Genomic DNA, 25,384 nt, shown 5'->3' with positions numbered 1-25,384 from the left:
GAGAGACAACTAGATACTAAAAATCGCCAAGCCTCTTATTCCTCTTCTTCCACTCCGTTATCTCCTCTCCCTTCGTCTTCTTCGGGGGGTGGAACCCCTTAAGCTTCTTGAAGCTGCCCCAGGAGCGCATAAGTTCCTCCCAAGCGTTCTCGTCCGGGGGGATAACTAGGATATGCGCGGGAGGGTGGATGTCCATGAGGCGCCCTATTACTTTGGCCGGCGGCAGGTCAACCTGAGCCACAACATGTGCGTTGAAACGCTTTCTCGGCTTCTCACCACTAATTTCCTCAAAAATCCACTCCGAAAGAGCAGGTGAAATTATCCGCGGATCCCCCAAGATTTTCATACCTCCATACCTGACGAGGTCAGAGAGGGCAACGCTCGCCTTGTGAAAGTCATCGGCCCTAACAAGCACTATCGTGTTTCTCATGCTCATAGCATTCACCAAGAAATAGTTGTGTGGGAGCCATTTTAAGCTTGCCTTAGAAAAGCTTAAGAGGAAAAATGCAAACTTTACAGGAGGTATCCACATGAGCGCAGGATACGATGTTGGGTCTCTTATCTGGTGGGTGTTTCTCCTGTATTTCCTGTTCCTCCCACTGTGGCCACAGCTACAGTACAGACAGCTTCAAGCGGCCAGAATTAGGATATTGGGGACGCTGGCCAGGAAGAGAGACTCAACAGTTATAACAATGATACATCGCCAAGAGAGCATAGGTTTCTTTGGAATCCCTCTTTACAGATTTATCAGCGTTGAGGACAGTGAGGAAGTGCTGAGAGCCATACGAACCGCACCGAAGGATAAACCCATAGACCTAATAATCCATACCCCAGGCGGCCTAGTCTTAGCGGCAACGCAGATAGCAAAGGCCCTTCACGATCACCCAGCGGAGACCCGCGTTATCGTTCCCCACTATGCGATGAGTGGTGGAACGCTTATAGCACTTGCAGCGGACAAGATAATAATGGATCCAAACGCAGTTCTCGGCCCGGTCGACCCCCAACTCGGACAGTACCCAGCACCAAGCATAGTCAGGGCAGTAGAACAGAAGGGAGCAGATAAAGCTGATGATCAGACCCTTATACTCGCCGACGTGGCAAAGAAGGCGATAAAACAGGTGAGGGATTTCATATTCTACCTTCTCAAAGACAGGTACGGTGCGGAGAAAGCAAAGGAACTCTCCCAGATACTCACAGAGGGCAGATGGACGCATGACTATCCTATAACCGTTGACCACGCCAAGGAACTGGGCCTCCACGTTGAAACCGACGTTCCGGAGGAGGTCTACACCCTGATGGAACTCTACAGGCAGCCGGTCAAGCAGCGGGGAACCGTTGAGTTCATGCCCTACCCCGTGAGGCAGGAGAGCAAAAAGTGACTCCTTTTCCTTTTTTAATGAATAAAAGGGTACATTGGAATGGTTTTCCATGCATTGCTGACCTAAACGTTTAAAAACCCAAGGTGCCTCATTTATAAGGGGTTTTTAAACCCACCACCCGGAGGTGTAAGCCTTGGTAGATATGAGCAACGTTAAGCTCAGAATCGAGAATATAGTCGCTTCTGTTGACCTCTTTGCCCAGCTCGAACTTGAGAAGGTTATAGAGATATGCCCCAGTTCAAAGTACAACCCCGAAGAGTTCCCCGGAATAATCTGCCGCTTCACGGAGCCTAAGGTTGCCCTGCTGATATTCAGCTCCGGAAAGCTCGTTGTTACCGGCGCCAAGAGCGTCGAAGACATAGAGAACGCAGTTAACAAGCTGACCGACGTCCTGAGGAGGAAGGTGGGCACGAAGTTCACGAAGCCCCCACAGATTGATATACAGAACATGGTATTCAGCGGTGACATCGGTATAGAGTTCAACCTCGATGCCGTTGCCCTCAGCCTTCCCAACTGCGAGTACGAGCCCGAGCAGTTTCCGGGCGTAATATACCGCGTCAAAGAACCCAAAGCCGTGATACTCCTGTTCTCCTCCGGGAAAATCGTCTGTTCCGGTGCAAAGAGCGAAGACGATGCCTGGGAGGCCGTTAAAAAGCTCATAAGGGAGCTTGAGAAGTACAATCTCATAGAAGAGGAAGAGGAGTGGTGATATTTCCTTCCGCTCTCCATTCTATTTCGTCAGGTTGAACAGCTCACCCCTGTTATCCCCTGGAGCAAGATGGCTTCCTCATAGAGGATTCTCTCATCAAGCGCCTCAATGACCACTACACCCTTTCTCGGGGAATACACCCTGTTTCCCTCAGCGCCGTCAAGGGGGCCCCTGAGTATGATTAGGAGATGTTTATCGTTTCCAATCTTCCCCCTTCCAATCTCTATTTTGTCCCAGGTTGAAAGCCAGCGGGAGGACACCTCCCTCGAAACGTGCTCAAGGGCGAATCTCCGGGCAAAGGAGTCGTTGTAGCCCATCTCCCTAGCGGTCTCGTAGTAGTAAGCACCCAGGAGTTTGCCGATTAGGCAGGAGACGGAGGAAGCAGCCAGCGTCCTGAACTGGCATTTCCCGGTCCTGTCGCAGTAATCTTTAGTATCACCGGTTCCAAGGATTATCGTTACCCGAGAGTACTTGTGATATAATGTGGAGTTTATGAAGGCCAAGGGGTCCCCCACGGATGAGGAACCAACCTCCACAGTGGTGTTGCCCATTTGAACGTTGACCACGGATTTCATCTTCTCATCGAAAAGTGAGTTGTATAAGGAGTAACCTGAGAAAACCCAGAGTGAGGCCCCAAAAATTAGGAGCAGAACGACGGAAAGAAAAATGAAGGTAGAGCGCCGCATCCGGACCACCAAAAAGGAAAGGTCAGGAGAGGCCGGCTATGTACTGCATCAGGATTACCGCGGCTTCCCTCGTGGCCTTCGGCGTTGAGCCCGCCACTATGATGACTCCCTTGTCTCCAAGGAGGCTGCAGTGCGGGATATAGCCTAAGACCGGGTAGTCTCCGAACCAGACCCTGAAGTCAACGGGCAGGTGGTAGTGCCCGAATATCATCGACGTGAGCAGGTTGTCCTTGTTGGAGCCCACGAGGATGTAGTTGGAGTCTGGATTGGCGAAGTTGACCTCAGTGTCTAAGATGGTTATCTGGCTGGTCGGCGTGTGAATGACCACCTTCTTCACGCCCTGGACACCTGCCACCACGTAGTCCGTTCCAGGAATTCTATCGCCGACCGCAACGACGGTCTCGTTTATCACTGGAGAGTTCTGGAGGATGGTCACTGTGGCCTTGGCCACCACGAAGCTCGTGTCGGTTATGTTGCCGTCCCTGTTTATGTCGAAGTCAACGTCCTTCTCGTTGAGGGACTTCATGTCAAAGGAATACTTAACCGTGTAAACACCGAGGATGTCGAGCGGGTTCCCGGTGAGCTCGTCCTCGTTCGTGAGGCTTATCTTCTTTATATACTGGCCGTCGGAGTCGACACTTATGAGCCACTTCTGGTTTCCATATTCTATCTCGCTTCCGCTGGTGTAGGTTTTTATGTTTGAGTAGCCGCTGATCTTGGCTATCTTGCCAAGGACGAGGTTCTCGGAGAGTGCCTCAAGCTTAAGCTGAAGTTCAATTGTGTTTCCACTGACGACTACGTTCGTCGGCTCACCCAGCTTGAGAATGAGCGGACCGTAGAGCTCGCCGGTCTTGATGTTCACAACAGTGACGATGGCGGTCTCTTTAAGCGGGTCAGCACCAACGAGGGTTATCCTCCACGGGCTGTTGCCGAGCATGGTGCTCTTGTTCTGCGGGAACCAGTCCGTTCCAAGAACCTCCCCAGCGGTGAAGTTTCCGTGACCAACGGAGAAGACCAGGTACTTCTTTCCGAGGAGCGTGAACTCGTCCCCCGCCTCGACACCTGGGCTTACGACGTTCCTTATCGTGGCGTTTGAACCCGTGTCGAGGAGAACGTCGACCATGTTGCCCATCCTGCTTTCGTTGGTAACGGTAGTCTTCTCAGGCACGCCCCATTCGGGATAGGCCTCGCGGATTACCTTCTCAGTCTCGACGGTATAGTTGTAGAGGGTGTAGTCAACGGAAACCACCATATCCCTTGGAGGTATCTCAACATCGGCCTGCTTTGGAGGGGCCACCCCGTTCCAGTCGGCGGGGTCTATCGGAAGGAGGGACAGGCTCCTTATCTTAATGTTCCAGCCGTAGAGGTAGTTGCCGTTAACTGAGTCGCCATTCTTCACGGAGAAAGAGGTGGAGAACGACTTCATCCAGGTGCTGTAGTTGGCGGTGTAGTCCGCGCCATTGTACCAGTAGTCCCCAGGAAGTTCGTTGTAGGACTTGGCCCATCCCACGAGGCCGCTGTTGTAGGGAAGATTGTGGTCAACGGTCATGGTGTCGTAGTCGTAGCGGTATATCACCTGCTGGAACACGGTGCTTACGTTCCCGCCCTTTCTGAGCACCACGGATATGTCCTTGGCCTCTTCCTCCTTGTAGAGGATACTGCCCAGGGCAGCCGCTATATCCGCGGCGCTTGCCACGTCCTGTGCGCTCGAGAAGCTTCCAACCACTATTTTAACGTTCGGAGTCCCGTCCGGGTTAACGAAAAAGCTCTTGGGGACGTTGCTTATGTCATAGAGACCGTTTGGCACTATGTAACTGGACGAAGCTGAAGCCCCACCGATTCCAAGCAACACAAGGAAACCCACAAACAGGGCAAACAGCCTTGCTGCGTTTTTACCCAGCATCTTCATCATATTAACCCCCCGGTCATCATTATCATTCCTCATAGTGGTCTGGCCTTTCTCCTCTATATACTTTTCGAAGGTTTAGAGCCGGAAGGAGAAGACGTCCCTCTCGTAGGCCTCTTCCATCTCCTCCTTCAGCTTTATCCCCATCGAAATGGAGCCCAAATCGCTGAGGGAGTTCTGGAGCTCAGGGAGGGTTATATCAACTACCTCCGGCTCGATTATTTGCACATCGTCTGGCAGGTACTTGGCAACCGCACCCACGAGTGACTCAAAGGAGGATACCACTTCCGCCTCAACAGTAAAACCATCCCCTCCCGAAACGGAGAGGGAGTTGACCCCACATCCCTCAACAAGGAGGGCTTTGGCCAGTATCTCCCTCACTACTTTCTCATCTTCCCCCTTAACCCTGAAGTGAAGCCTGGAGAGTATGTTCCTCCCCTCGTATATCATTTCCCATAGCTCCTCCTCGTCGAAGCCGATTGGGGGCATTGGGACGTCATCGAGCTTGGGCAGGGAGGGCATTACCCCCTTCTCCTTCATAACGGTCGAGATTTCCCCGATGATGTCCTGAAGGATCTTTGAGAGTTTCGCCCCGGCTATCTCAATCCTGCCGGGCCTAAAAACCTCGACCATGGTGGGTGAGTAGGCCACCGCAGCCCGGAAAACTTTGTCCAGAGGGGCCTCAAGTTCAACCTCGACGATGGAGGAAAAGCGCAACGGATCCATCCTCTCGTCCTCTATGACTTCACCGACATCAATCCGCTTTACCCGGAAACGCTCCCTTTTCAGCCTGGCGCTGAGCTCTCCCAACTCCATCTCAACGGAATCCCTTTCTCTTCCCATTATCTCAATGTAGAACAGGACCTCAACGACATCCATTCCTACCACCACATGCCAGGATATTCTTTTTTCTTGTAAGTCCCGACTATTGGGAGCTTCTCACCGCAGTACTCGCACTTTCCATCGGGGGTTACGTGGTACCCGGTTATCTCAAAGCCAACGCGCTCTATCACAGGCCTCCCGCACTTCGGGCAGTACGTGTTCTCCCCAGGATGCCCCGGCACGTTGCCGACGTAAACGAACTTCAAACCTTCTTCCCTCGCGACGCGGTAGGCCATCTCAACGGTCTCCACCGGAGTTGGCAGGAGGTGAAGGAGCTTGTACTGCGGGAAGAAGCGGGAGAAATGCACCGGAGTGTCGTCGCCAAGGTTCTCAACGACCCAACGGGCGAAGTTTCTGATTTCCTCTTCCTTGTCGTTCAGAGTAGGGATTATCAAGTAGGTCAGCTCGACGTGGATTCCAAAGTCTTTCTTCGCTATCACAGCGGTTCTCCTGCTAGGCTCCCCGCTCGGCACGCTCGCTATCTTCATGTAAAATCTGTCGTCGAAGGCCTTGATGTCTATGTTCATGGCATCGATATATGGAGCGAGTTCTCTGAAGGGTTCCTCGTTGATGTAGCCGTTGGTTATCATGAGGTTGTGGAGACCCTCCTTCCTGGCGAGTTTTGCCGTGTCGAGGACGAACTCGTACCATATTACCGGCTCGTTGTAGGTGTAGGCTATGCTCTCGCAGCCATGACGCTTGGCCATCGCGACTACCATCTCGGGGGTCATATCGTGGAGGTAGGGAAAGTTCTCGTCGCTCTGGCTTATCTCCCAGTTCTGGCAGTGTTTGCAGTGCATGTTGCAGCCAACTGTGGCTATCGAGAAGGCACAGGAACCGGGCCAGAAGTGAAAGAGCGGCTTTTTCTCAACGGGGTCCGCAGCAATAGCCGAGACCTTGCCGTAGTTTAGGGTGTAGAGCTTTCCATCGATGTTCTTCCGAATTTTGCAGGAACCCCTCTTCCCCTCATCGATTATGCAGTTCAGGGGGCAGAGTTTGCACCTCACCCTCTTCCCATCAAGGGGCTCCCAGTACATCGCTTCCCTCATGTTCTCACCGAAGAGAATTAGTCGTTGGAAGTTTTAGCCTTTCCCATCCTCCCGCCTATCTCGTGGGGGGTGAGGAACGTTGAACCAGAATCCAGTGAAACTCAATCAGCCTGCGGAGGTTCTCCAGGGCATTATCTCCAGTTCCGAACCAGCAGTCGGGCCTGAGCTTCCTGCTCATTTCAATGAACTCCCACGGGTGGAAGATGTTAGACAACGGGACTCTCGAACTTCCTGTGAAAGCGTTCCTGGAGTCTCCAGGGGAGCCTCGTGACTATCGAGGTGGTGGCGGGAACCTCGGTTATTCCCCCAATCTGGACGACTCCCTTCTTCCACCCCTTGTGTCTCGCTTTGGTAGAGTCGACTTTGAACCCGAGCTGAGCTAGAAGGGGGTAGTACTCGTCGGGAAACTGGAAATTGGGGGCGCGAAAGGAGATAATCTCTCCAAAACGGGTGAGTATTCCCCTGGCCTCCAAAAGCCGTTTTCTGACCTCGTCCATAGACAGCCTGTCAAACCTCTCGTGTTCCAGGCCGTGGCAGCCGAGCTCGTGCTTTTTGGCCGCTCTCCTGGCAAGCTCCGGGAACTCCTCCGCCATCCTGCCCGTGAAGAGGAACGTCCCCTTAATCCCGTACCCCTCAAGGAGGTCCATAACCTTTGGAAGGCCGTACCGCATCCCGTTCTTCGTCTCCGCGAAGGGTGGACAGTCCTGCTCCACGTCAAAGGTGAGCGCAACGATTCTACCCATTCTCCGCCACCTCGTCAAGAACCTGAAGGTATTTTTGCTCCGTCTTCTTGACGATGACCCTCCAGTCGTAGACCTCCTCCACCCTCTTCCTCCAAGGCGGCTCAGCCTTTTGCCGAGGTTCTGATCGTTAAGTATCAGGTAACGGTGTTGACAAAAAGTCCCGCCATTAGGGCTTTGATGAGCTCGACCAGGGACGCATCTTTACCGACCCCCTTTAGAACCAGCTTCCAGCGGAGGGCGTAGATAACGACGCTGATATAGTAGAGAGCGATGGCAATGAGAAGGTAATAGAGGGGGACCCCCTTAACCAGGGATGCATACCTACCAGCGGAGCTAACAACAGACTCGAACATTCAAGTCCTCCCATCCGTTAGAGTATTATTATCAACAACGATGGGAGTAACATTGGGGGGTTATAAGCTTTGCTTCAACGGACGTCGAAACGCTTGTTGAGGTCTCTCTTCCGATACTTTTCAACGCTCTTATGAAGGGCCTCTTCCATGTCGAACCCGTAAAAATTGGCTATGCACGCCAGGGCAAAAAGGGCATCCCCAAGCTCCTCCTCCAGGTTAGCTTTATCGGCTCTCCCCTTTACCCCCTCAAAGGCCAGCATTGCATCGGCGAGCTCCCCCACTTCCTCAACGAGGGCGGCGAGCATTTGGAAGGGGGACCAGTAGCCCCCCATGCGCTCAATGAGTTCATCGACTTCAGTCTGAGGCCTCACTTTTTGGCACCCCAATCTCCTTTATCAGTCCATCTATGCCCTCGCGGAGGCTCTTGGGGTTGGTTCTGTAAAAGCGAATTTTGCCCTCCCTCCTCTCTTCAAGTAGGCCCATCCTCTTAAGGGAACGCAGGTGGTGGCTTATAAGGGTCTGGTCCTGGTCCAGGGCCTTCGCTATCAGGCAGACACACATCCAGCGATTCATGAGCATCTTCAGGATGGAAAGGCGTATCGGGTTGGCCAGAACCTTAACGAAATCCAGGACCTCTTTGGAAACCTCAACCAGAACCTCCTCCTCGGGATCAACGAGCCTGCACTCATCAAGGCACTTGGAAACACTCCTCCTCTGCTTCTCATCGAGTCCGGCAATTAACTCCCTGACCTTCATTCATATCACCATACAAAAGAAGGAGAGAATGCTTAAAAAGTTTCATATGAAACTATGGGTCACAAGGTGCTCCCAACCACCCCGTGGAAGGGGTGTGCCGTCGATATAGACTCCGGCTCCCTTCTCAGCTCGCCCGATGACAGTAAAATCAAAGTCGAGGCCAAGTACATTCTCAGAGGTGACGGTAAAGAGGAGCTCAAACTCCTCTCCACTGGAGAGGGCAACCTCCACCGGATCCAGAGAGAGGGTTTCCGCTACTTTGACCACTTCTTCCCGAATGGGAAGGCGGGCAGAGCTTATCCTAATCCTAACCCCGCTCATCCCCGCCAGGAGATAAAGCTCCTTGGAGAGGCCGTCGCTTACGTCTATGGCCGCGTTAGCTATTCCGCCGAGAAGGATACCCTCACTAACCCTCGCCTTTGGGGAGAGAAACTTCTCGTAGAGTGAATTCCTGATATCTTTAGGAACCTCAAGATTGTGCCTCCACACGAGGTATCCAGCCAGAGCCCTTCCAAGGTCGCCGGTAACGCAGACGAGGTCGCCTGGCTTTGCTCCTGAGCGTGTAAGGGGTTTTCCCGTTATCCCGAGGGCAATCCCGTCTATTATCAAATCGTCGGCCTCGTTGGTGTCGGCGCTAAGGACTGGAACATCGTAGAACTCCAGGGCGTTCTCTATTCCCCTCGCAATTCCTTCGAGGTAATCCGCACCAAGTCCCGCTGGAATCCCCAGTGAAAAGAGGAACCCCACAGGCTTAGCCCCCATAGCAGCTACATCGCTCACGTTCATGGTTACGGCCTTGAAGCCGACCTGCTCAGGCGTCATTATGTCGGGAACGTCCGTTTTTCTGACGAGCATGTCGTTCGTGGCAACCAGCCACTCGTGGCCCATCCTCAAAGCCCCGGCGTCGTCTCCAAGGGGGAGATCCCCCTGTTTTTTCAGGTGTTTGAGGAAAAGGGTGATTATCTCGGATTCCCTCATTTTAGAACCTCCTTAACGGGGAGCACCTTAAAACAGTGCGCATCCACACAGAGTTTCATTTTCTTATATATCAAGAACAGAAGGTCTTTATCTCCCGTTACCAACAAATCCACCTTTGCCTTCACGCAGGCCCAGATTACGGGGTTGTCCTTCCGGTCGCAGGAGATGTTAGGATCTTTTTCCGCTTTGACTACCTTAATAAACCTCTGAATTAAGGAAGAGTAACGCTTAACGCTCCCCTCGGGAAGATTGAACTTTCGAACGAGGACAACCTGCATCTCGTCCAAAATATAACCGGAAACGAAGCACTCATGGTTTCCAAGGATACACTCCCAGAGAAGCCGCCTCTCGTTTCCATGCCAGAAGTAAGCTGAGATTAGGACGTTCGTATCAAGGAGCAGCCTCATTTCCATACCTCACGTCCCTTATGGCACTCCCGACGTCTCCCCTGGTTATCCCAAGCTCCCTGGCGAGCTTCTCTCCCTCCTGCAGGATTTCCTCAACGTTGATATCCAGCTTTTTCATGAGTATCAGGTCCCCCTTCTGGAGCATGAGAAGGTACTCGCCTTCCTTTATACCAGCCTCTCCCTCACTTCCTTAGGGATTACCACCTGCCCCTTTGAGGAAACCCGAACCACTTCCATGTTCTCACCTGTAAGAAATTCTTACTTAGTCAGATTTAACCCTTTCTCGAAAACTTCATCAAACTCACCTGCTTCGGCCTTATCTCCTCGCTCTCTACTTTCACTTCGACTGACTCAAGCTCCTCTATGCTCGCCTTCCTTATCTCCTCCGGGAGCTTAATCTCGCCGTACTTTCCTCCCCCACCGGGAACAACTATGAGCTTTCCTTCGCGGTAGGCCCATACCGCCTTGGCAACCCCCTCGTGAACCTCTGCAAGAGCCTCAACGGGAACATCGACCAAAACCCTTATCTCGCTCCCGAACTCCCTCAAAAAGCGCTCCCAGATGACCCTCACCGATTTGGTCTCCACACCCTTTCCAATCACCATCGCTATTACCTCGGCGAGGGGGGCGAGGTGAAGATAGGGTGGCCTGTCCTCCGGTCTCTCATCCGTATCGGAGAGTTCGAGTATTCTATCCCTTACGCCCTTCTTTATCCTCCCGCCGCATTTGGGGCACTTCCAGTGATAGGCTTTGGCCTCTTCAAGCGTGTACTTCGTGTAGCAACGGGAACAGGCAGTGAGATGGTACTTGCCGAGCCTTGGATCTAAACCGGCGTTGAGGATTATTTCCCTCCCGCCGCGCCTTAGGATGGCTTTCCTGACCTCCTCAAAGGTCGCCTCCTTAACCTCGAAGCGGTTGAACTCCCTTCCAAGTCTGTGGGGCATAGGTGAGTGAGCGTCGCTGTTGCTTAAATAGGTTAGTTTGTGGTGTGCCCTTATTCTATCGGCCATTTCTGAATCTGCGGAGAGACCAAGCTCGAGAAAGTGAATTTTTGCGTCTCCATAAGCTTCTTCAAGGCTGTTGTACTCCTTGTAGAGGCTCGTCCAGGGGGTGAACGCGTGGGCTGACCCGATTAAAACGTCGAGCTCATTGGCAAGGTCTGCGATTTCTGCGGCTGAGAGATTAACGTGCGGCCTACCCTCCCTTTCGATGTTTTTTGAATACGGCTTCAATCTCTCCCTCATCTCACGGACGGTTTCTATGCTCGGGAAAATGAGAACGTGGTGAACCCTTCTGTCGTCTTCCACCTCGGTGGTGAGGAGAAACCTGATTCCTGCCCTTTTGTAGGTTCCCTCGTCGACCTTTTCGGCGTATTTGAGGAGCTCTTCTTCCCAGTTTGGGTTGAGTATGTCCCCGGTTCCGACGAGGCCGAGCCCCTTGAAACGGGCATTTTTCGCTAAGTTAGGTATCGTCATGGCCTTTGAAACGGCCTTTGAGTAGCGGGAATGAATGTGGAGGTCGGCATCTGCAATCATAAACCGTCCTCTCGTTTCATATGTACTTGCTTAGCGTCCTTATGATATCCGTCCTTGTGAGGATACCAACCAGCCGCCGTTCATCGTCTCTGGAGACTACTATTAAACTTCCCCTGTTACTCCGGTCAAGCCTTAGCATGGCATCCCTCAAGTTCTCGTCAGGATACGCTATAACCATGTCCCTGGACATCAAATCACTAACTTTTTTACACTTCTTAGTGCACTTCGTAATGGTTCTGAGAGCGAGTACACCCAGTAATTTTCCATCCTCAACAACAGGGTACGTCCTATGGGAGGTAAGGGCTATCGTTTTCATCACATCAGTTATGTCATCATCTGGGGAGAATGTGATTACTTTCTCAGCAGGGGTCATGGCTTCACCAACTTTTATGTTTTCCAGCATGTCCATCATCAGTTCCTCATCCCCCATCCGCAAACCCTTCTTCTCCAGTTTCAAAGTGTAAATGGACGAACCCTTCAACAGTATATCAAACGTAATGTAACTCAAAACATACATGATAGTTATCGATGGTAACAGATTGAATGCTCGAGTCATCTCCGCGGTCTGAAAGATGGCGGTTAAGGGAGCCCGAGCTGCTCCGGCAAATAGGGCCCCCATCCCTGCCACAGCATATGGGAGGAGAACATTGGGATCGGGATGAGCGGGAAATCCCATCAAAGTCCATCCAATAAACATACCAAACATAGTTCCAGCATACAGTGAGGGTGCGAATATACCCCCACTTCCTCCAGAACCTATTGTAAAGGCTGTTGAGATCATCTTCAATAGTCCCAGAATAAGGAATAGGTATATTGGAAAACTCATCCTCAAGGCAAGGTCTATTCCGTTGTATCCAACACCCATCACCCCAAAGTACATGGGACTTAGGTTGATCCCTTCACTAGTCGAGTAGTAGTATATTAAAATCGCACCGAAAATGCCAGCAACTGGAAATCCAATGGCAGGCTTCACCCAGTTTGGAATCCCAAAGTTCCTCTCGAAAAAGTCCTCAATAAGATAAAAGAGTTTTACCCAGAAGAAAGCAAGAACCCCAAACACTATACCCAACAACCCAAATATCGGAAGAGACCCGAGGCCAACATGAAGCCATGGAAGTGTAGTCTTAAAAGCAGGACGACTTCCCAGAACTTCGGTCACTATACCAGCGCTCACCAACGAGGCAACAAACGCAGGTACAATATCCCTAACTCTTAGCTTGCCCATAACAACTTCCAGCCCGAAGAAAGTCCCACCGATTGGAGCGTTGAATGTACCCGCTATACCAGCCCCAGCTCCCCAGCAGATTAGCGACTTCTTTTTGGCTTCATCCAGGTTGAAGAACTGGCCAAGTATTGACCCGATGGTGCCCCCGATTTGGGCTATAGGCCCTTCTCTACCGGCACTTCCACCGCTACCAATGGTTATTGAAGAAACAAGGAGCTTCATAGGAAGCACCCTCAACCTCACGATGCCGTGCTTCAAGTGAACCGACTCCATAAGCTCCGGAACACCATGCCCCTTAGTTTCAGTAGCCACATAGTAAACAATGGGGCCTATGATGAGACCTCCTACCATAGGGATAAAAAGGAGATTAAAATTGAAACCGTGGTATGTAAAACTCGGAAGGAAGCGATAGAAACTCAAATAGAAAAATTTAATCAGTAACCTGAACAGAATCGCTCCAAACCCACTTCCTACCCCCACCACGAGAGCAAGAAGGATATCAAGCACCCACTCACGAAGGGAATGGCAATGGCTGATCCTTTTGGAGAATGACTCCCCTTCAATTTTAAAGAGATCCCGGGGTTTGAACGTGAACATTTTTTCATCCCTTCTGTTCCATTCAATTTCAGTCTTACTTTAAAGAAGGCTTTTTATCCTTTACCCCCCATAGCAAATGGGGGAAGGCTTAAGCTTTTATAGGTCTTTTCCTGAACTTCCGCTGGTGAAAACATGAAGGTTGAAGGATTCGTTGCAAAGCTTAGGGCGGCCGAGACGATAGGAGAGCTCTTCAAGATACTCCAGGAAAATGGAGCTCCGATAGTTGAGTTTGACTGTCAGAAGTTCCTCATTGTCGTCGAGGGCGACTTTGAGGGACGGGAGTTCTGGACCGAAATAAACGGCGAGAAGGCCAACCAGATCCTTGGGGACGCAATGCTCAACTCATCGAGCTTCCCGTTCAAGTGCAAGAAACCGTACACCGGTGGAAACGTCATATTCGTCAGCTTCGACGACATCGAGGTCGAGAGGTTCCTCGTTGCCTACCGTGACCCTGACTACGGGCTCTTCTACCTCATCGAGAACAGGGAGGCAAAGGAGATAACCGGTGAGGAGTACGAGAAGCTCAAGGAAGAGATGCCCGAGTTCCACGTGAAGGGAATGAGCGATGAGGAACTTGCGGGAATGGGGGCTTTCTTCGGGTAAAAAAGAAGGGACTCATTGAGAGCCCTTCATCTCTTTTATCTTCTTCTTTGTCTTGTTTATGCGCTCGACCTTCTGAGCCGCCTTCGCTGCTTTTGCCTCTTCCATCTCGGCCTTGAAGGCCCACTTCAGCATTGGCGGTGTCACAAGCACCGAGACAGTTATGAATATCAGCGTCGCCGCTATGAACTCCGGGGCATCTTTTGGAGGTATCGCCTTGCCCTGTATTGCAACCATCAAATCAACCAGGGCAACCTCAGTCCTAGGGATTGAGCCGATACCCATCTGAAGCGACATCCAAGCGTTCTCTCTAGTGAGGAGAAAGTCCCTCCCGCGACCCCAAGCGGTTATCCAAGCACCAAAGCCCCTTCCGATGATTTTTCCCAATATTGCTATGGTTGACATAACGGTCGCCAGAATGAGGGCATTCCTGTGCTCAAAGACCGTCATGTTAAGCATGGCACCCGTGTGGACGAAGAAAAAGGGTATGAGGAGGCCATATCCTATCGCCCTAACGTCTTCCATCATGCGCTTGCCCTCTGGGAGCTTTGAGAGGATAAGCCCCATCATGAAAGCGCCCTCAATGGCCGCCGCGAACCATCCCTCGGCCAACGCCGCGAAGAGGAACATCATCCCAATTGCCATTCCGAGGATGCCTTTCTCAATGTGAAGTCTCTCGGCGAATTTAATGTAATAGTCTATGAAATACCATCCGAGGACTCCCGTTATGATGAAGAAAATCACTATCTTAACTGTCAGGTTGAGAAGGCTACCGCTGCCCACTGCGAATATGACGAGGGCTATTCCAAGGAAGTCGTCCATGACACTCGCGCTGAGCGATGCTGCACCGACCTCACTCTTGAGAACCCCAAGGTCCATCATGACGCGGACTGTTAAACCGATGCTCGTCGCTGTGAGGAGAACTCCACCGGCGAAGGCCTCTCTGCTTGGATATCCCATGGTCATTAAGGCCCACCACGCCATGAGAAGTGGGGCGAAAACTCCAAGGACAGTAGAAACCGTTGCAGTAACACCAGTTTTCTTGAGCTGGTCGATGTCGGTATCCAATGCACCGAGAAAAAGAAGGAAGATTATGCCGAGCTTCGCCAAGAAGTCCGATATCTCTATTGCAGTCCCTTGAAATCCCTGTCCCGTGACTAGGGGGAGATACTGTGGAGCAACGTAACCAAAGTAAACAAGGTTACCAAGAATCATTCCCGCTATGAGCTCTCCCAGAACACCAGGGAGTTCAAAGCGCTCTATTATTGAATCACCTATTTTAGCGAGGATGAGCGCTATACCGATGGTGAAGAGTAGCCAAGTCACTGGATCCATTGGGCACCACCCACCCGCATCAGTCTTAGCAGTTCATCGATTAGTATCCTCAGACTAACCTCACCGACAAGCTTATCTCCCTCAACCACCGCGAGAACCTGAGTTTTGTACTTACGCATCTTCATGAGCGCGTCCAGCACGGTCTCCGTGTCCTCTATTGCGAGGGGCTGCTTCTCGGCAACGTCACCGGCTGTGGTCGCACCGCCGAGGAGGGACTTCATAATCCTGCTTGTCATCCCAAGCTTGAAGCGATGAGCCTCTGGAGGTAGGAGTATGTCTATGACATCGAGGTACCTTATGATGCCGACGAGCCTCATTGTTTTTCTGTTCTCAACGACCCAGACATGGTGCCTGGTGCGGAGTATCTTCAACACATCGAGTATGTCTGTGTTTGACTCAACCATGGGGATTGTCTTGAGGTCGGGCGCTATGTCCATAAGCCTGATGGCGTGGAATTTTTCAAGTGCACTCTCTCTGTCCATTCATGATCACCTTGAGATGAAGATGTATATCTTGAGTTTTTAATACTTGCGAGGGATGCACCCGCCAATGAACGTTGTGAGATGTTATACCCGGCCACAGGAGTAACCACCACTAAATAATAAACTCAAAACTCCAAATAGGGACGTTAATGAAATTATGAATACACCAAACTTTAAATACAAAACAAAAAATCGCCATTAAGAGGTTGAGGGGGGTAGACAATGATAATAGATACGATGGCGCAACTTCTGGTTCTCGTCACCGGGATAGGAGTACTCTCAATGATTATTGGAAGGAAATTTAACATATCATACGTTCCGATTTTTATTATCTTTGGAATCATCATAGGGCCAGTTACGTTCCTCGTGTCACGGGATGTTTCCCGTGAGTTTTTTGATTATGTCCGTGTCTTTGGGTTGGTGGTGATACTATTCACAGAAGGACACAACCTCAGCTGGAAACTCCTAAAACGGAACTTCGCAACAATATCCATTCTCGATACCGTTGGACTGGTTATAACAGCGCTTTTAGCAGGGGCATTTTTCTCATGGGTGTTTCATGCCCCATTCCTCATAGGCTTCCTCTTCGGGGCAATAATCAGCGCCACAGACCCTGCAACGCTCATTCCCCTATTCAGACAGCATAAGGTTGAACAGAAAATCGAAATTACAATAGTAACTGAGTCCATCTTCAACGACCCTCTTGGTATAGTTCTGACGGCGGTTGCAGTTGCAATGATAATTCCCAACGCCAGCGGAGGGCTCTTTGCGAACTTAAGCACTCACTTTGGTATCTATGGAGCAGCCGTTGTATACTTTTTATATGAAGTAGTAAGCTCGATTATCATAGGTGCTATTGTCGGACTGTTTGGGTACTGGGCTATAAAGAAAGCCAGAATATTTGATTTTCCAGAGATAGAGCTGTTCTCCTTATTCCTGGCGTTTACCGCGTTTTTTATGGGCGAGAGCATTGAGACTTCCGGCTACCTAGCGGCAACTGTCACCGGCATCGTCCTTGGAAACTATAAGGTGATAGGAAAGTGGCATAGGATCCAGATTATGGACGAAGTCATGGATGCAATAACAAGGGAGGTAGAGTTCAATGAGAGCCTTGCAGCGATAGCAACCGTGTTCATATTCGTTCTCCTTGGAGCAACTCTGAATCTAAAGCTCCTTGGAGATAATCTCATCGCAGGGATACTCATTGCGTTTTTCATAATGCTCGTGGCCAGACCCATAGCGGCGCTTCCTATTCTAAAGTGGTGGAATCTGAAGAGATATCTCTTTATATCCCTTGAGGGGCCCAGGGGGGTCGTTCCATCTGCACTTGCAGCGTTCCCACTCAGTCTAGCCCTGAAGTACCACAGCAACATTCTAACCCCCTACTGGGGCGATGTAATCCTCGCAACCACCGTTATAACCGTTCTGACAACGGTGATCGTTGAGACCCTGTGGGTTCCGTTCCTCAGAGAAAGACTGCTCCAGCCAGAGACCGTCGAAGACAGAATCCTCAAACAGCAAAGGAAGAAAGGGAAGCAAATCATCTCGTAATCCTATCGCCATCCTTTAACTTTTTACCTTTGAGAATGCCCCTATGAAGTAGAACAGCAGCTTGGCCGCCGTTAGTGCCGTTATCTCTCCCAGGTTCTCACCTGCTACTTCCATTATGTCGAAGCCTGCCATCTCCTTCCTTTCGATAAGCCACTCAATAGCTTCAACCACATCCCAGAAGGACAATCCGCCCGCCTCGGGAGTACCTGTTGATGGCACCATAGAAAGGTCAAAAACGTCGATATCTATTGAGAGGTAGACCGGCTCAGGGAGCGGCTTTACGAGCTCGACGAAGGCATCAAAATCGTAGTTCCTCGCATGAACCCATTTTATCCCTCTCTCCTCCGCGAACTCGACTTCTTCCTTCGTCCCGCTCCTTACCCCAAACATGGCCTCCTTAACCCCAAGCTCGCTCACCCTTCTCGCAACGCAGGCATGGTTGTATGGGTTGTCCTCGTAGGAATCGCGGAGGTCGAGGTGAGCGTCGAAGACAACGTAGCTCCTAGGTCTTAGAGCTTCAACGGCTCCAAGCGTTTGAGAGTGCTCACCGCCGAGGAGGATTGGAATGGCACTAGGATTTACCCTCTTAAGCTCCTCAACCGTTTCCCTAACCCTGTCCGCGGTCTTCCGGGGGTCTCCGGCGACGACCGCGATGTCGCCTATGTCCGCTATTGGAAGCTCCGCTATGTCGATGTCGTAGTCAAGGACATAGCTCTCAAGGTTCAGCGTTGCATGCCTCACGAGCGTGGGCCCGAAGCGCGCCCCGGCCTTGAAACTGGTCGTTCCGTCGAAGGGAACACCAAGGATAACGAACCTCGCCTCTTCCGGCTCAGTAAGCGGGAACTCAAGCTTGATGGTATCATACGTGTAGAGGAACTCCATGTTCTCACCTGGCCCCAGAGGCGGCAACGGGTAAAAAAAGGTTTTTGTAGTTGGAGAGCGTAGGTTGTACGGTGACCAACGTGATAAAGGAACAGGTTCTCGAATGGCTGAGAAGCGGAAGCGAGGGGGCGGAGGACATAGTTGACCTGCCCTGGAACGTCAAGGAAGCGGGAGAAAACCGCTACGTAGCTGAGCATCCAAAGATACCGTTTCTCCTGAACGTTCTTTTCATGGACGGCTTCGTGAGGCTCGCGGCTCCCTCCGGCGTGGAGACGATAGCCATGAGGCTTGAGGACAAGGTGAAGGCTTACCACACCCTCCTCGTCCTGAACGAGCGCATGAACCTCCTGAAGTTCACACTCAGCGGGATGAACGACGAGATAACCCTCCGGGTGGACCTAGACGAGAAAACCCTGGGAAAGGAGGAGTTCAACGATGCCCTAACCGCTCTCCTTGTTGGAATGAACGTCCTCATGGACTCCCTCGGTTTAACCCAGGAGTTCCAAGAGATGATATTCGAGAGGCTGGCCCTGATGGTACTGGGGAGAATGCAGAACGGTGCCAGCGAGAAGGAGATAGTTGAGTTCCTTACGAAGAAGGTGGGAATGGAGAAGAAAGAGGCAGAGGCACTTCTGTCAGAGCTCAAAAAGGCCGTCAAGGAGGACGAGAGGGGATACATCTGAAGCAGCTTACCCGGGGGTAAGTAACTTACCGGGGGGTAAGTACATAAATTCGGCAATCTCCCTGAGAAAAGCAATAAGATGCAAAGAGGGGCATCAAAGCCTCAGCATTTCCTTAGCGGCTTTAACGCCGAGTTCAAAGGCCTTCATGTTGACGTCGATCGTCTTCGGCGGGACGCTGATCCTGATGACTTCTTTTATCTCCTCCTCAGAGAGCGGGAAGCCCGGTGTCTGGCTGAGGGCACCGATGAGGACGACGTTCGTGGTTACGATGTTTCCAGCCTCAAGGGCCAGCTTCTCCGCGTCGAAGGCCATGAACTTACCGCCAAAGTCCTCCTCCACGATCTTCTTCATCTCGTCGAGGGTTGGGTAGGTCGCAAGCCCCATCGAGACCTGAACCGGTGGGATAGGCCTCGCGTTGGTGAAGACGAGGCCACCCTTCTTGAGGTAGTTGATGTAGCGGAGGGCCTCGACCGGCTCGAAGGAGAGTATGACGTCGGCCTTACCCTCAGGAACCATAGCGCCGTAGACGTTCTCGCCGAAGCGGACGTAGGCTATAACGCTTCCAAAGCGTTGGCTCATTCCGTGAACCTCACCGACACGGACCTTGTGGCCGGCGTGGAGGGCGGCCCAGCCTAGGAGGTTCGCCGCGGTGAGGATTCCCTGGCCGCCAACACCCGTGATGACAATGTTGTACTCCCTCATTTCACTCACCCTCCTCCTTCATGGGCTCAAAGGCATCGAACGGACATACCTGGACGCATCCGCCGCAGCCCCAGCACATGCTCGGGTCGACCTTCGCCTTCTTGGTCTCAGAATCCCAGTAGATTGCCGGACAGCCGTAGGCGTTGATACAGATCTTACAGCCGGTACACTTGTCCTCGATGACGTGGTAGATGGGCCATTTCTCGCCCCTCCTGCGCATCTGGCCGATCTTGTAGAGGGCGCAGACCTGCCTTGAGACGACGACGCTCACTCCCTCGACCTGGAGGGCCTTCTTCACCGTCTCGTAGGTGGCCTTTATGTCGTAGGGATCAACGACCGCAACGAAGTCAGCCCCCATAGCCTTGGCGACATCTTCTATCGGTATCCTCCTGCCCATGCCGTGCGGCGTCTGTCCTGTTCCCGGGTTCGGCTGGTCGCCTGTCATTGCCGTAACGAGGTTGTCGAGGACGACGATGAGCACGTTGGAGCGGTTGTAGATGGCGTTCGCAAGGGCCGGCAGACCTGTGTGGTAGAATGTTGAATCACCAATGGTAGCCACGATGATCTGCTTCTCCTTTCCGCTCTTGTGCTCCTTCTCGGCAAGTGAGCCGTTGGTTGCTATGCTGAGGCCGTGGGCAACTCCAATTGAGGCACCCATAGCGACTGTGGTGTCAACTGTCTTGAGGGGCGGGAGGACGCCGAGGGTGTAACAGCCTATGTCGCTCGGGAAGATCGCCTTGGGTCCAGCGGCCTTCCTTATGGCGAAGAAGCTGTTCCTGTGCGGGCACGCTGGGCAGAGGCTCGGCGGCCTCGGCGGGACTATCCGGGAAACTTTCTCGTACTTCTCGTCGATCTCGGCGAAGTTTATCGGAGTTCCGATTCCGAGGAACTTGGCTATGGCGGTAACCGCCCTTCTGGTGGTCATCTCGTATACCCTTGGGACGAGGTCCTTTCCGTGGATCGGGATTCTAAGGCCCTTGTCGTAGGCCCAAGTCTTGACCTGCTCCTCAACCACCGGTTCAAGCTCCTCAACGATGAGGACCTTCTCAAGGCCATCCATGAACTTCTCAAGCAGGCCGTAGGGAACCGGGAACGGCGTTCCAAGCTTGAGTACCTTGACGTCATCAACACCGAGCCAGGCTAAAGCTTCTTTGACGTAGGCGTAGCTGAGGCCGGGAGCGATGATGCCGACCTTTGCATCCTCCTTGCCCTCTATCCAGTTGAAAGGACAGTTGTTCAGCTCTTCCCTGATCTTCTCAATCTTCTCAAGGATCTGCGGGTGGAACCTCCTCGAATGGGCGGGGATGTCAACGAACCTCGTCGGGTCCTTCTTGAACTTTCCGAACTTCCTCCTCGCTTGCTTTATATCCTCCGGGAGCTCGCCGAGGACAACGTCGCCCCTCGCGTGGGAGCTCCTGGTGGTCGTCCTCAGGATGACGAAGTGCTTGAACTTCTCGCTGAGGTCGAAGGCGTACTTAACCATTTCCTTGGCCTCGTGAGGGTCGCTTGGCTCGAGAACAGGGACGTTGGCGAACTTACCGTAAACGCGCGTGTCCTGCTCGTTCTGGGAAGACCACATGCTCGGGTCGTCGGCCACCATTATGACAAAACCGCCCTCAACGCCCATGCCGACGGCGCTCATGAAAGTGTCCGCGGCGACGTTCAGTCCAACGTGCTTCATTGCCGTCATTGCCCTGAGGCCGCTCCATGCTGCGGAGAGGGCGGTCTCAAAGGCAACCTTCTCGTTGGTCGAGTACTCCATGTAAACGCCGGCCTTCTCGGCAACGGCCGCCATCGTATCGGTAAGCTCTGAACTCGGCGTTCCGGGGTAGGCGGCGTAAACCGCTATGTTTGCCTCGAGCGCTCCTCTGGCTATGGCATGGTTGCCCAGGAGGAGAACCTTCTCCCCCGGCTTGTCCCATAAAACTATGTCCGTAACTTTCGCCATCTAAACTGCACCTCCAGATACCTCTTTCAGGGAATCCTCAAGTCCAGCTTCATCCAAAAGGTAAAACGCCTTAAGCTCTTCTTGCGGGTTTTGACGCTCGAATTATCAGTTGTCATCCCGCATCCCCTTTAGGAGTTTGTGAGGATCCTTTTCAACTTCGCTAACAAGGTTCCTAATCTTTTCATGGACGTCGTTGATTGTGAGGGGAGCCACTTGAGGAAGCTTTGTCTCCTTCTCCCCAAGTTTTGCGTGGGCCTCCATCCTCACTCCTCCTTCAAGACTCCCCTAGCTTTGGCAAACTCCACCAGGGCATAGGCACCGGCGGCCACATCCCCAGGCCTCTCGTAGCTCGGAATTCCGTTCGCTTCGAGGACTTTCTTGGCTTTCTCGCTCACGTAGCCGGCCATGAAGAGGCCGAGGACGGGCTTGCCGTTGTCCACTTCCTTAACGGCCTTAACAACCCCCTCCGCGTGCTCCGTTGGCGTCATCCCTGCGAAAGTGGGCACGACGCAGATACTTATGAGCATGTCAACGTTGGGATCCTGGAGAAGAAGCTTTGCTGTCTTATAATAGTCCTCTCCTCGGGCGGAGGCTATCATGTCAACGGGGTTCTTCACGGCCGCCATCGGCGGCAGGAACGAGCGGAGCTCCTCAATCGTCCTCTCCGCGAGGTTGGCCAGCTTGAGATCGAGTTTGTCTATTGCATCTGCCGTGAGAACTCCAGGGCCGCCGGCATTGGTCATTATAGCGACGCGCTTGCCCTTCGGGAGCGGCTGGGTGAATGCCCTCGACATGCTTAGCATGTCATCAATGGTGTTGGCGATTATAACGCCGCTCTGCTTGAAGGCCGCCTCGTAGATCTTCCAGCTTCCCGCCAGAGAGCCGGTGTGACTTGATGCCGCCCTGGCGCCGCTCTCACTCTTTCCAGCTTTAAGGACTATCACCGGTTTCTTCCTGGTGACGCGCTTCGCAACCTCCATGAACTTCCTGCCGTCCTTGAGGCCCTCTATGTAGAGGGCGATGGCTTTGTCATCCTCTGTGTCTGCCAGATACTCCATGAACTCGGAGAAGTCCACATCCGCCATGTTGCCAATGCTGACGAATTTGGAGAAGCCGATTCCCTCCTTGACGGTCTTGTAGATGATTCCCGCTCCCAAAGCACCGCTCTGACTGATGAAGGCGATATCACCCTTCTTAGCGTCCATGACGAAGGTGGCGTTCATGTCGTCCCGGGTGTTCATTATACCAACACAGTTCGGGCCGACTATTCTCATTCCGTACTTGTGGGCTATCTCGACGAGCTCTCTCTCCTCCTTTTTGCCCTCCTCGCCGACCTCGCCGAAGCCAGCTGTAATGAGGATTATCCCCCTGACACCCTTTTCGCCGCAGTCGATTATTGTTTGCTTGACGAACCTCTTAGGAACAACTACCACCGCAAGGTCGACCTCGTCCGGGATGTCCTTAACGTTCTTGTAGGCCTTAAATCCCTGAACTTCCTCGTCCTTGACGTTGACGGGGTAAACCTTCCCGGCTTTGTACTTCTTGAGGTTTTTGAAGACCTCATAGCCCAGTTTAAGGGGGTCGTTCGATGCCCCGATAACGGCTATAGCCTTCGGCTTGAAGAAGTAGTCCAGCGTCATCCGTTACTCACCGCTAAAATCTCGGTGGAATCGTATATAAGCTTTCCCAAAACGGGCATCGGAGAATTTTTTGGCATTGTTGAGCTTAAAGATTCTTCTATGGGCAAAAATAGACACTAAAAAGCCCTCAAACAAACACCCGAAACCTTTAAGTAAGCTTCGGTTATTTTATTCTTCGGAGGTGGTGGCAATGGTGAAGGTGAAGTTCCTGGGCCACGCGGCTTTTCTGATTGAGGGGAGCAAGAAGATACTCATAGACCCGTTCCTCAGCGGCAACCCAAAGGCGGCAGTTAAGCCAGAGGAGGTTGAGGTAGACCTCATTCTGGTGACTCACGCCCACGGCGACCACATTGGCGACGCCCCAGAGATAGCCAGGAGAAGCGGAGCCAAAATAGTTGCAATGTACGACGTTGCAAACTACATAAGCGAACAGTCGGGCGGAAAGGTCGAGACGATAGGAATGAACTACGGGCCGACAGAGATAGACGACATCTTTATCGTCCAGGTTCCGGCCTGGCACTCCAGCAGCGACGGTATTCACAGCATAGGCAACGCCTCTGGGTTCATAGTGAAGCTCGACGGAGTGACTATCTATCATGCAGGAGATACGTTCGTTTTCGGCGACATGGCCCTCTTCAACGAGCTCTACGGCCCGATTGACGTTGCCCTCCTCCCAATAGGCGGACACTTCACTATGGGACCAAGGGAAGCCGCCAAAGCGGTTGAACTCCTCAAGCCGAGGAAAGTCGTCCCGATGCACTACAGCACATGGGAGCCAATCGCTCAGGATCCAGAGGAGTTCAAGAAACTCGTCGGTGATAAGGCTGAGGTCGTTATCCTCCAGCCCGGAGAGAGCATTGAGCTCTAAAAATCTTTTGAGAACCTTTTGTTTCCAACTTTTCTTAAACGTATTGACTTTTAAAGGAACGAGTATACCCCTTTAGGGGATTGTATGAGGGTAGGGATGATATTCGACATGGACGGTGTGATATACCGAGGGAACCGACCGATAAACGGTGCAAGAGAGACCATAGCGTTCCTAAAGGGAAGGGGGATTCACTCCATCTTTCTCACGAACAACTCAACCATGATACCCGCCATGTACCGGGAAAAGCTCCGCTCGATGGGCATCGATGTCCCAGAAAAGGCCATAGTTACCTCAGGTCTCGCGGCTAGGCTCTACATGGAAAAACACATGGAACCGGGAAAGGTCTTCGTCATCGGTGGAAAGGGCTTGGAGGAAGAGATAGATGCCCTTGGCTGGGGGATTATAAGCATTGAAGAGGCTAGAGAAGGCGCATGGAGGAGAATCCAACACGTTGTCGTTGGCCTCGACCCGGGCTTAACCTACGAAAAGCTCAAGTACGCGACGCTAGCCATAAGAAACGGGGCGAACTTCATAGGCGCAAACCCCGACACGACTTACCCGGCAGAGGAGGGGCTCTATCCTGGAGCTGGAGCCATAATAGCTGCACTCAAAGCATCGACTGACAAGGAACCACTGATAATCGGAAAGCCGAACGAGCCTGCCTACGAGGTGGCGAGGGAGAAGCTCGGTGACGTCGATGAGGTCTGGATGGTAGGGGACAGGTTGGACACTGACATCGCCTTCGCAAAGCGCTTTGGAATGAAAGCGATAATGGTGCTTACGGGGGTAAGCACCCTAAGCGACGTCACCGAAAGTGAGATAAAGCCGGACCTCATCCTACCCAGCATAGGGGAGCTGAGGGGATACCTAGAAACGGTCGGAGATGCAGAGGATGAGAGTTAATGAGCTCCTTGAAAAGCTCATCTGGCAGGAGAACGAGCTCTACAATCTCCACAAGCTCGGTGAGACCTTTGCGGCCTACGAACGGCCGGAGATGGTGGAGACGTTCCGATTGATGGCAGAGGAAGAGCTCAGACACAGAAAAACCCTTGAGGGCATGCTGACGGGTGAGAGTCTGGAAGGAACGGCCGTTTTAGACTACATGGGCTCTCTCTCAATAGAGCCCATGCTGAGCGACTCTCGTTCCGAGCCATCGAGTCTTGAGGAACTGATAATGGACGCAGTGGTCAGGGAAAAGCACGCATACGAGCTGTACAATAAACTGGCGTCGATACTGGAAGGAACGCTCTCCCAGCTCTTCCGGATGATGGCAGACGAGGAATTAAAACACGCGTACCGTCTGCGGCTCCTGTACGAGGGACTTTAGGTTGTAAAGGGTAAGATCCATTGGAAAATCTGGATAAAATATCCGACATTCTCCTTTTTCAATCCCCCAGATAAACGGGTAGTATATCACAAAAAAATTCGTCATGATGGCAAATAAGAGGGGGGCAAGATATATTTACCCTCATCCCTTATCCTAACTCG

At 52.2% G+C, this 25,384-nt stretch carries 31 protein-coding genes; 8 read left to right on the top strand and 23 right to left on the bottom strand.

The window, feature by feature from the left end; genetic code table 11:
- Nucleotides 1-16: 16 nt before the first annotated feature.
- Nucleotides 17-430, bottom strand: a complete 414-nt coding sequence (locus tag E3E29_RS07415; protein WP_167910576.1) for a DUF356 domain-containing protein — start codon at nt 428-430, stop codon at nt 17-19.
- A 100-nt stretch (nt 431-530) separates the two neighbouring features.
- On the opposite strand from E3E29_RS07415, the gene E3E29_RS07410 reads away from it, so the two are divergent.
- The gene (locus tag E3E29_RS07410) at nt 531-1,379 is read left to right on the top strand and encodes an ATP-dependent Clp protease proteolytic subunit (protein ID WP_206205838.1); all 849 of its coding nucleotides are present in this window, start codon (nt 531-533) and stop codon (nt 1,377-1,379) included.
- Nucleotides 1,380-1,512: 133 nt separating this feature from the next.
- On the top strand, nt 1,513-2,088 hold the full coding sequence (locus E3E29_RS07405) for a TATA-box-binding protein (protein WP_167910366.1): 576 nt from the start codon (nt 1,513-1,515) through the stop codon (nt 2,086-2,088).
- 29 nt (nt 2,089-2,117) lie between these two features.
- Here the strand turns inward: E3E29_RS07405 and E3E29_RS07400 are convergent, their stop codons facing one another.
- The 15 genes from E3E29_RS07400 to E3E29_RS07340 all read right to left on the bottom strand — a co-directional run bounded on the left by E3E29_RS07400 (nt 2,118) and on the right by E3E29_RS07340 (nt 13,205).
- On the bottom strand, nt 2,118-2,663 hold the full coding sequence (locus tag E3E29_RS07400; RefSeq protein WP_240922816.1) for a hypothetical protein: 546 nt from the start codon (nt 2,661-2,663) through the stop codon (nt 2,118-2,120).
- A gap of 133 nt (nt 2,664-2,796) precedes the next feature.
- Nucleotides 2,797-4,686 (bottom strand): S-layer protein, encoded by a 1,890-nt coding sequence (locus E3E29_RS07395; RefSeq protein WP_277346694.1) that lies wholly within the window; start codon nt 4,684-4,686, stop codon nt 2,797-2,799.
- Nucleotides 4,687-4,758: 72 nt separating this feature from the next.
- Nucleotides 4,759-5,559 carry a hypothetical protein gene (locus tag E3E29_RS07390; protein ID WP_167910364.1) on the bottom strand — a complete coding sequence of 267 codons (801 nt, stop codon included), beginning with the start codon at nt 5,557-5,559 and terminating at the stop codon, nt 4,759-4,761.
- 2 nt (nt 5,560-5,561) lie between these two features.
- Nucleotides 5,562-6,611 (bottom strand): AmmeMemoRadiSam system radical SAM enzyme, encoded by a 1,050-nt coding sequence (gene amrS / locus E3E29_RS07385; protein ID WP_167910363.1) that lies wholly within the window; start codon nt 6,609-6,611, stop codon nt 5,562-5,564.
- Nucleotides 6,612-6,666: 55 nt separating this feature from the next.
- Entirely contained in the window at nt 6,667-6,825 is a 159-nt protein-coding gene (locus tag E3E29_RS11840; protein WP_240922815.1) for a hypothetical protein, read from the bottom strand.
- The gene (locus E3E29_RS07380; RefSeq protein WP_240922814.1) at nt 6,818-7,354 is read right to left on the bottom strand and encodes a polysaccharide deacetylase family protein; all 537 of its coding nucleotides are present in this window, start codon (nt 7,352-7,354) and stop codon (nt 6,818-6,820) included. The genes E3E29_RS11840 and E3E29_RS07380 overlap by 8 nt, the downstream gene beginning before the upstream one ends.
- Nucleotides 7,355-7,488: 134 nt before the next feature.
- Nucleotides 7,489-7,707, bottom strand: a complete 219-nt coding sequence (locus E3E29_RS07375; RefSeq protein ID WP_167910362.1) for a lysylphosphatidylglycerol synthase domain-containing protein — start codon at nt 7,705-7,707, stop codon at nt 7,489-7,491.
- 74 nt (nt 7,708-7,781) lie between these two features.
- Nucleotides 7,782-8,078, bottom strand: a complete 297-nt coding sequence (locus E3E29_RS07370; protein ID WP_167910361.1) for a nucleotide pyrophosphohydrolase — start codon at nt 8,076-8,078, stop codon at nt 7,782-7,784.
- Entirely contained in the window at nt 8,062-8,463 is a 402-nt protein-coding gene (locus tag E3E29_RS07365) for a helix-turn-helix transcriptional regulator (RefSeq protein ID WP_167910360.1), read from the bottom strand. The genes E3E29_RS07370 and E3E29_RS07365 overlap by 17 nt, the downstream gene beginning before the upstream one ends.
- A 42-nt stretch (nt 8,464-8,505) precedes the next feature.
- Nucleotides 8,506-9,441, bottom strand: coding sequence for a thiamine-phosphate kinase (locus tag E3E29_RS07360; RefSeq protein WP_167910359.1), 936 nt, complete (start codon nt 9,439-9,441; stop codon nt 8,506-8,508).
- Entirely contained in the window at nt 9,438-9,848 is a 411-nt protein-coding gene (locus E3E29_RS07355; protein WP_167910358.1) for a putative toxin-antitoxin system toxin component, PIN family, read from the bottom strand. The genes E3E29_RS07360 and E3E29_RS07355 overlap by 4 nt, the downstream gene beginning before the upstream one ends.
- Nucleotides 9,832-9,993, bottom strand: a complete 162-nt coding sequence (locus E3E29_RS11835; RefSeq protein WP_240922813.1) for a hypothetical protein — start codon at nt 9,991-9,993, stop codon at nt 9,832-9,834. Before E3E29_RS11835 ends, E3E29_RS07355 begins: the two co-directional genes overlap by 17 nt.
- Nucleotides 9,994-10,013: 20 nt before the next feature.
- Entirely contained in the window at nt 10,014-10,085 is a 72-nt protein-coding gene (locus E3E29_RS11830) for an AbrB/MazE/SpoVT family DNA-binding domain-containing protein (RefSeq protein WP_240922829.1), read from the bottom strand.
- 35 nt (nt 10,086-10,120) lie between these two features.
- Nucleotides 10,121-11,383 (bottom strand): TIGR00375 family protein, encoded by a 1,263-nt coding sequence (locus E3E29_RS07345; RefSeq protein ID WP_167910357.1) that lies wholly within the window; start codon nt 11,381-11,383, stop codon nt 10,121-10,123.
- Nucleotides 11,384-11,399: 16 nt separating this feature from the next.
- Nucleotides 11,400-13,205, bottom strand: a complete 1,806-nt coding sequence (locus E3E29_RS07340) for a chloride channel protein (RefSeq protein WP_167910356.1) — start codon at nt 13,203-13,205, stop codon at nt 11,400-11,402.
- Nucleotides 13,206-13,337: 132 nt separating this feature from the next.
- Here E3E29_RS07340 and E3E29_RS07335 point away from each other — a divergent pair, with 132 nt between their 5' ends.
- Nucleotides 13,338-13,808, top strand: coding sequence for a hypothetical protein (locus E3E29_RS07335; protein WP_167910355.1), 471 nt, complete (start codon nt 13,338-13,340; stop codon nt 13,806-13,808).
- 12 nt (nt 13,809-13,820) lie between these two features.
- On the opposite strand, the gene E3E29_RS07330 is transcribed toward E3E29_RS07335, so the two are convergent.
- Nucleotides 13,821-15,140: a cation:proton antiporter gene (locus tag E3E29_RS07330; RefSeq protein ID WP_167910354.1), complete on the bottom strand. Its 1,320-nt coding sequence runs from the start codon at nt 15,138-15,140 to the stop codon at nt 13,821-13,823.
- Complete coding sequence (locus E3E29_RS07325; RefSeq protein ID WP_167910353.1) at nt 15,128-15,622, bottom strand: CBS domain-containing protein; 495 nt, start codon at nt 15,620-15,622, stop codon at nt 15,128-15,130. The genes E3E29_RS07330 and E3E29_RS07325 overlap by 13 nt, the downstream gene beginning before the upstream one ends.
- 222 nt (nt 15,623-15,844) lie before the next feature.
- Here E3E29_RS07325 and E3E29_RS07320 point away from each other — a divergent pair, with 222 nt between their 5' ends.
- Complete coding sequence (locus tag E3E29_RS07320; RefSeq protein ID WP_167910352.1) at nt 15,845-17,173, top strand: sodium:proton antiporter; 1,329 nt, start codon at nt 15,845-15,847, stop codon at nt 17,171-17,173.
- A gap of 15 nt (nt 17,174-17,188) precedes the next feature.
- Here the strand turns inward: E3E29_RS07320 and speB are convergent, their stop codons facing one another.
- On the bottom strand, nt 17,189-18,055 hold the full coding sequence (speB, locus tag E3E29_RS07315; RefSeq protein WP_167910351.1) for an agmatinase: 867 nt from the start codon (nt 18,053-18,055) through the stop codon (nt 17,189-17,191).
- An 83-nt stretch (nt 18,056-18,138) separates the two neighbouring features.
- Between speB and E3E29_RS07310 the strand changes: the two genes are divergently transcribed.
- Nucleotides 18,139-18,738, top strand: coding sequence for a DNA-binding protein (locus E3E29_RS07310; protein ID WP_167910573.1), 600 nt, complete (start codon nt 18,139-18,141; stop codon nt 18,736-18,738).
- Nucleotides 18,739-18,831: 93 nt separating this feature from the next.
- Here E3E29_RS07310 and E3E29_RS07305 read toward each other — a convergent pair whose 3' ends face one another.
- From E3E29_RS07305 to E3E29_RS07290, 4 genes are all read right to left on the bottom strand, one after another.
- Entirely contained in the window at nt 18,832-19,440 is a 609-nt protein-coding gene (locus tag E3E29_RS07305; protein ID WP_167910350.1) for an indolepyruvate oxidoreductase subunit beta, read from the bottom strand.
- A gap of 1 nt (nt 19,441) precedes the next feature.
- Entirely contained in the window at nt 19,442-21,388 is a 1,947-nt protein-coding gene (iorA, locus tag E3E29_RS07300; protein ID WP_167910349.1) for an indolepyruvate ferredoxin oxidoreductase subunit alpha, read from the bottom strand.
- A 105-nt stretch (nt 21,389-21,493) separates the two neighbouring features.
- Nucleotides 21,494-21,649, bottom strand: coding sequence for a hypothetical protein (locus E3E29_RS07295; protein WP_167910348.1), 156 nt, complete (start codon nt 21,647-21,649; stop codon nt 21,494-21,496).
- A 2-nt stretch (nt 21,650-21,651) separates the two neighbouring features.
- Nucleotides 21,652-23,028, bottom strand: coding sequence for an acetate--CoA ligase family protein (locus E3E29_RS07290; protein ID WP_167910347.1), 1,377 nt, complete (start codon nt 23,026-23,028; stop codon nt 21,652-21,654).
- 190 nt (nt 23,029-23,218) lie between these two features.
- On the opposite strand from E3E29_RS07290, the gene E3E29_RS07285 reads away from it, so the two are divergent.
- From E3E29_RS07285 to E3E29_RS07275, 3 genes are all read left to right on the top strand, one after another.
- Entirely contained in the window at nt 23,219-23,896 is a 678-nt protein-coding gene (locus tag E3E29_RS07285) for a metal-dependent hydrolase (protein WP_167910572.1), read from the top strand.
- Nucleotides 23,897-23,980: 84 nt separating this feature from the next.
- Nucleotides 23,981-24,799, top strand: a complete 819-nt coding sequence (locus tag E3E29_RS07280) for an HAD-IIA family hydrolase (protein ID WP_167910346.1) — start codon at nt 23,981-23,983, stop codon at nt 24,797-24,799.
- Nucleotides 24,789-25,223, top strand: a complete 435-nt coding sequence (locus tag E3E29_RS07275; RefSeq protein WP_167910345.1) for a ferritin family protein — start codon at nt 24,789-24,791, stop codon at nt 25,221-25,223. The genes E3E29_RS07280 and E3E29_RS07275 overlap by 11 nt, the downstream gene beginning before the upstream one ends.
- Nucleotides 25,224-25,384: the final 161 nt, after the last annotated feature.

This window comes from Thermococcus sp. Bubb.Bath (genome assembly GCF_012027595.1).
Classification (GTDB): domain Archaea; phylum Methanobacteriota_B; class Thermococci; order Thermococcales; family Thermococcaceae; genus Thermococcus.
The sequence above is the reverse complement of the archived record's forward strand: the minus strand, read 5'-3'. Positions and strand labels throughout refer to the sequence as shown.

Bases quoted from the DNA above. Each gene is read 5' to 3' on its own strand.
- E3E29_RS07415 (WP_167910576.1), bottom strand. From the start codon at position 430: ATGAGAAACACGATAGTGCTTGTTAGGGCCGATGACTTTCACAAGGCG.
- E3E29_RS07410 (WP_206205838.1), top strand. From the start codon at position 531: ATGAGCGCAGGATACGATGTTGGGTCTCTTATCTGGTGGGTGTTTCTC.
- E3E29_RS07400 (WP_240922816.1), bottom strand. From the start codon at position 2,663: ATGAAATCCGTGGTCAACGTTCAAATGGGCAACACCACTGTGGAGGTT.
- E3E29_RS07395 (WP_277346694.1), bottom strand. From the start codon at position 4,686: ATGATGAAGATGCTGGGTAAAAACGCAGCAAGGCTGTTTGCCCTGTTT.
- E3E29_RS07390 (WP_167910364.1), bottom strand. From the start codon at position 5,559: ATGGATGTCGTTGAGGTCCTGTTCTACATTGAGATAATGGGAAGAGAA.
- amrS (WP_167910363.1), bottom strand. From the start codon at position 6,611: ATGAGGGAAGCGATGTACTGGGAGCCCCTTGATGGGAAGAGGGTGAGG.
- E3E29_RS07380 (WP_240922814.1), bottom strand. From the start codon at position 7,354: ATGGGTAGAATCGTTGCGCTCACCTTTGACGTGGAGCAGGACTGTCCA.
- E3E29_RS07375 (WP_167910362.1), bottom strand. From the start codon at position 7,707: ATGTTCGAGTCTGTTGTTAGCTCCGCTGGTAGGTATGCATCCCTGGTT.
- E3E29_RS07365 (WP_167910360.1), bottom strand. From the start codon at position 8,463: ATGAAGGTCAGGGAGTTAATTGCCGGACTCGATGAGAAGCAGAGGAGG.
- E3E29_RS07360 (WP_167910359.1), bottom strand. From the start codon at position 9,441: ATGAGGGAATCCGAGATAATCACCCTTTTCCTCAAACACCTGAAAAAA.
- E3E29_RS07355 (WP_167910358.1), bottom strand. From the start codon at position 9,848: ATGAGGCTGCTCCTTGATACGAACGTCCTAATCTCAGCTTACTTCTGG.
- E3E29_RS11835 (WP_240922813.1), bottom strand. From the start codon at position 9,993: ATGCTCCAGAAGGGGGACCTGATACTCATGAAAAAGCTGGATATCAAC.
- E3E29_RS07345 (WP_167910357.1), bottom strand. From the start codon at position 11,383: ATGATTGCAGATGCCGACCTCCACATTCATTCCCGCTACTCAAAGGCC.
- E3E29_RS07340 (WP_167910356.1), bottom strand. From the start codon at position 13,205: ATGTTCACGTTCAAACCCCGGGATCTCTTTAAAATTGAAGGGGAGTCA.
- E3E29_RS07335 (WP_167910355.1), top strand. From the start codon at position 13,338: ATGAAGGTTGAAGGATTCGTTGCAAAGCTTAGGGCGGCCGAGACGATA.
- E3E29_RS07330 (WP_167910354.1), bottom strand. From the start codon at position 15,140: ATGGATCCAGTGACTTGGCTACTCTTCACCATCGGTATAGCGCTCATC.
- E3E29_RS07325 (WP_167910353.1), bottom strand. From the start codon at position 15,622: ATGGACAGAGAGAGTGCACTTGAAAAATTCCACGCCATCAGGCTTATG.
- E3E29_RS07320 (WP_167910352.1), top strand. From the start codon at position 15,845: ATGATAATAGATACGATGGCGCAACTTCTGGTTCTCGTCACCGGGATA.
- speB (WP_167910351.1), bottom strand. From the start codon at position 18,055: ATGGAGTTCCTCTACACGTATGATACCATCAAGCTTGAGTTCCCGCTT.
- E3E29_RS07305 (WP_167910350.1), bottom strand. From the start codon at position 19,440: ATGAGGGAGTACAACATTGTCATCACGGGTGTTGGCGGCCAGGGAATC.
- iorA (WP_167910349.1), bottom strand. From the start codon at position 21,388: ATGGCGAAAGTTACGGACATAGTTTTATGGGACAAGCCGGGGGAGAAG.
- E3E29_RS07295 (WP_167910348.1), bottom strand. From the start codon at position 21,649: ATGGAGGCCCACGCAAAACTTGGGGAGAAGGAGACAAAGCTTCCTCAA.
- E3E29_RS07290 (WP_167910347.1), bottom strand. From the start codon at position 23,028: ATGACGCTGGACTACTTCTTCAAGCCGAAGGCTATAGCCGTTATCGGG.
- E3E29_RS07285 (WP_167910572.1), top strand. From the start codon at position 23,219: ATGGTGAAGGTGAAGTTCCTGGGCCACGCGGCTTTTCTGATTGAGGGG.
- E3E29_RS07280 (WP_167910346.1), top strand. From the start codon at position 23,981: ATGAGGGTAGGGATGATATTCGACATGGACGGTGTGATATACCGAGGG.
- E3E29_RS07275 (WP_167910345.1), top strand. From the start codon at position 24,789: ATGAGAGTTAATGAGCTCCTTGAAAAGCTCATCTGGCAGGAGAACGAG.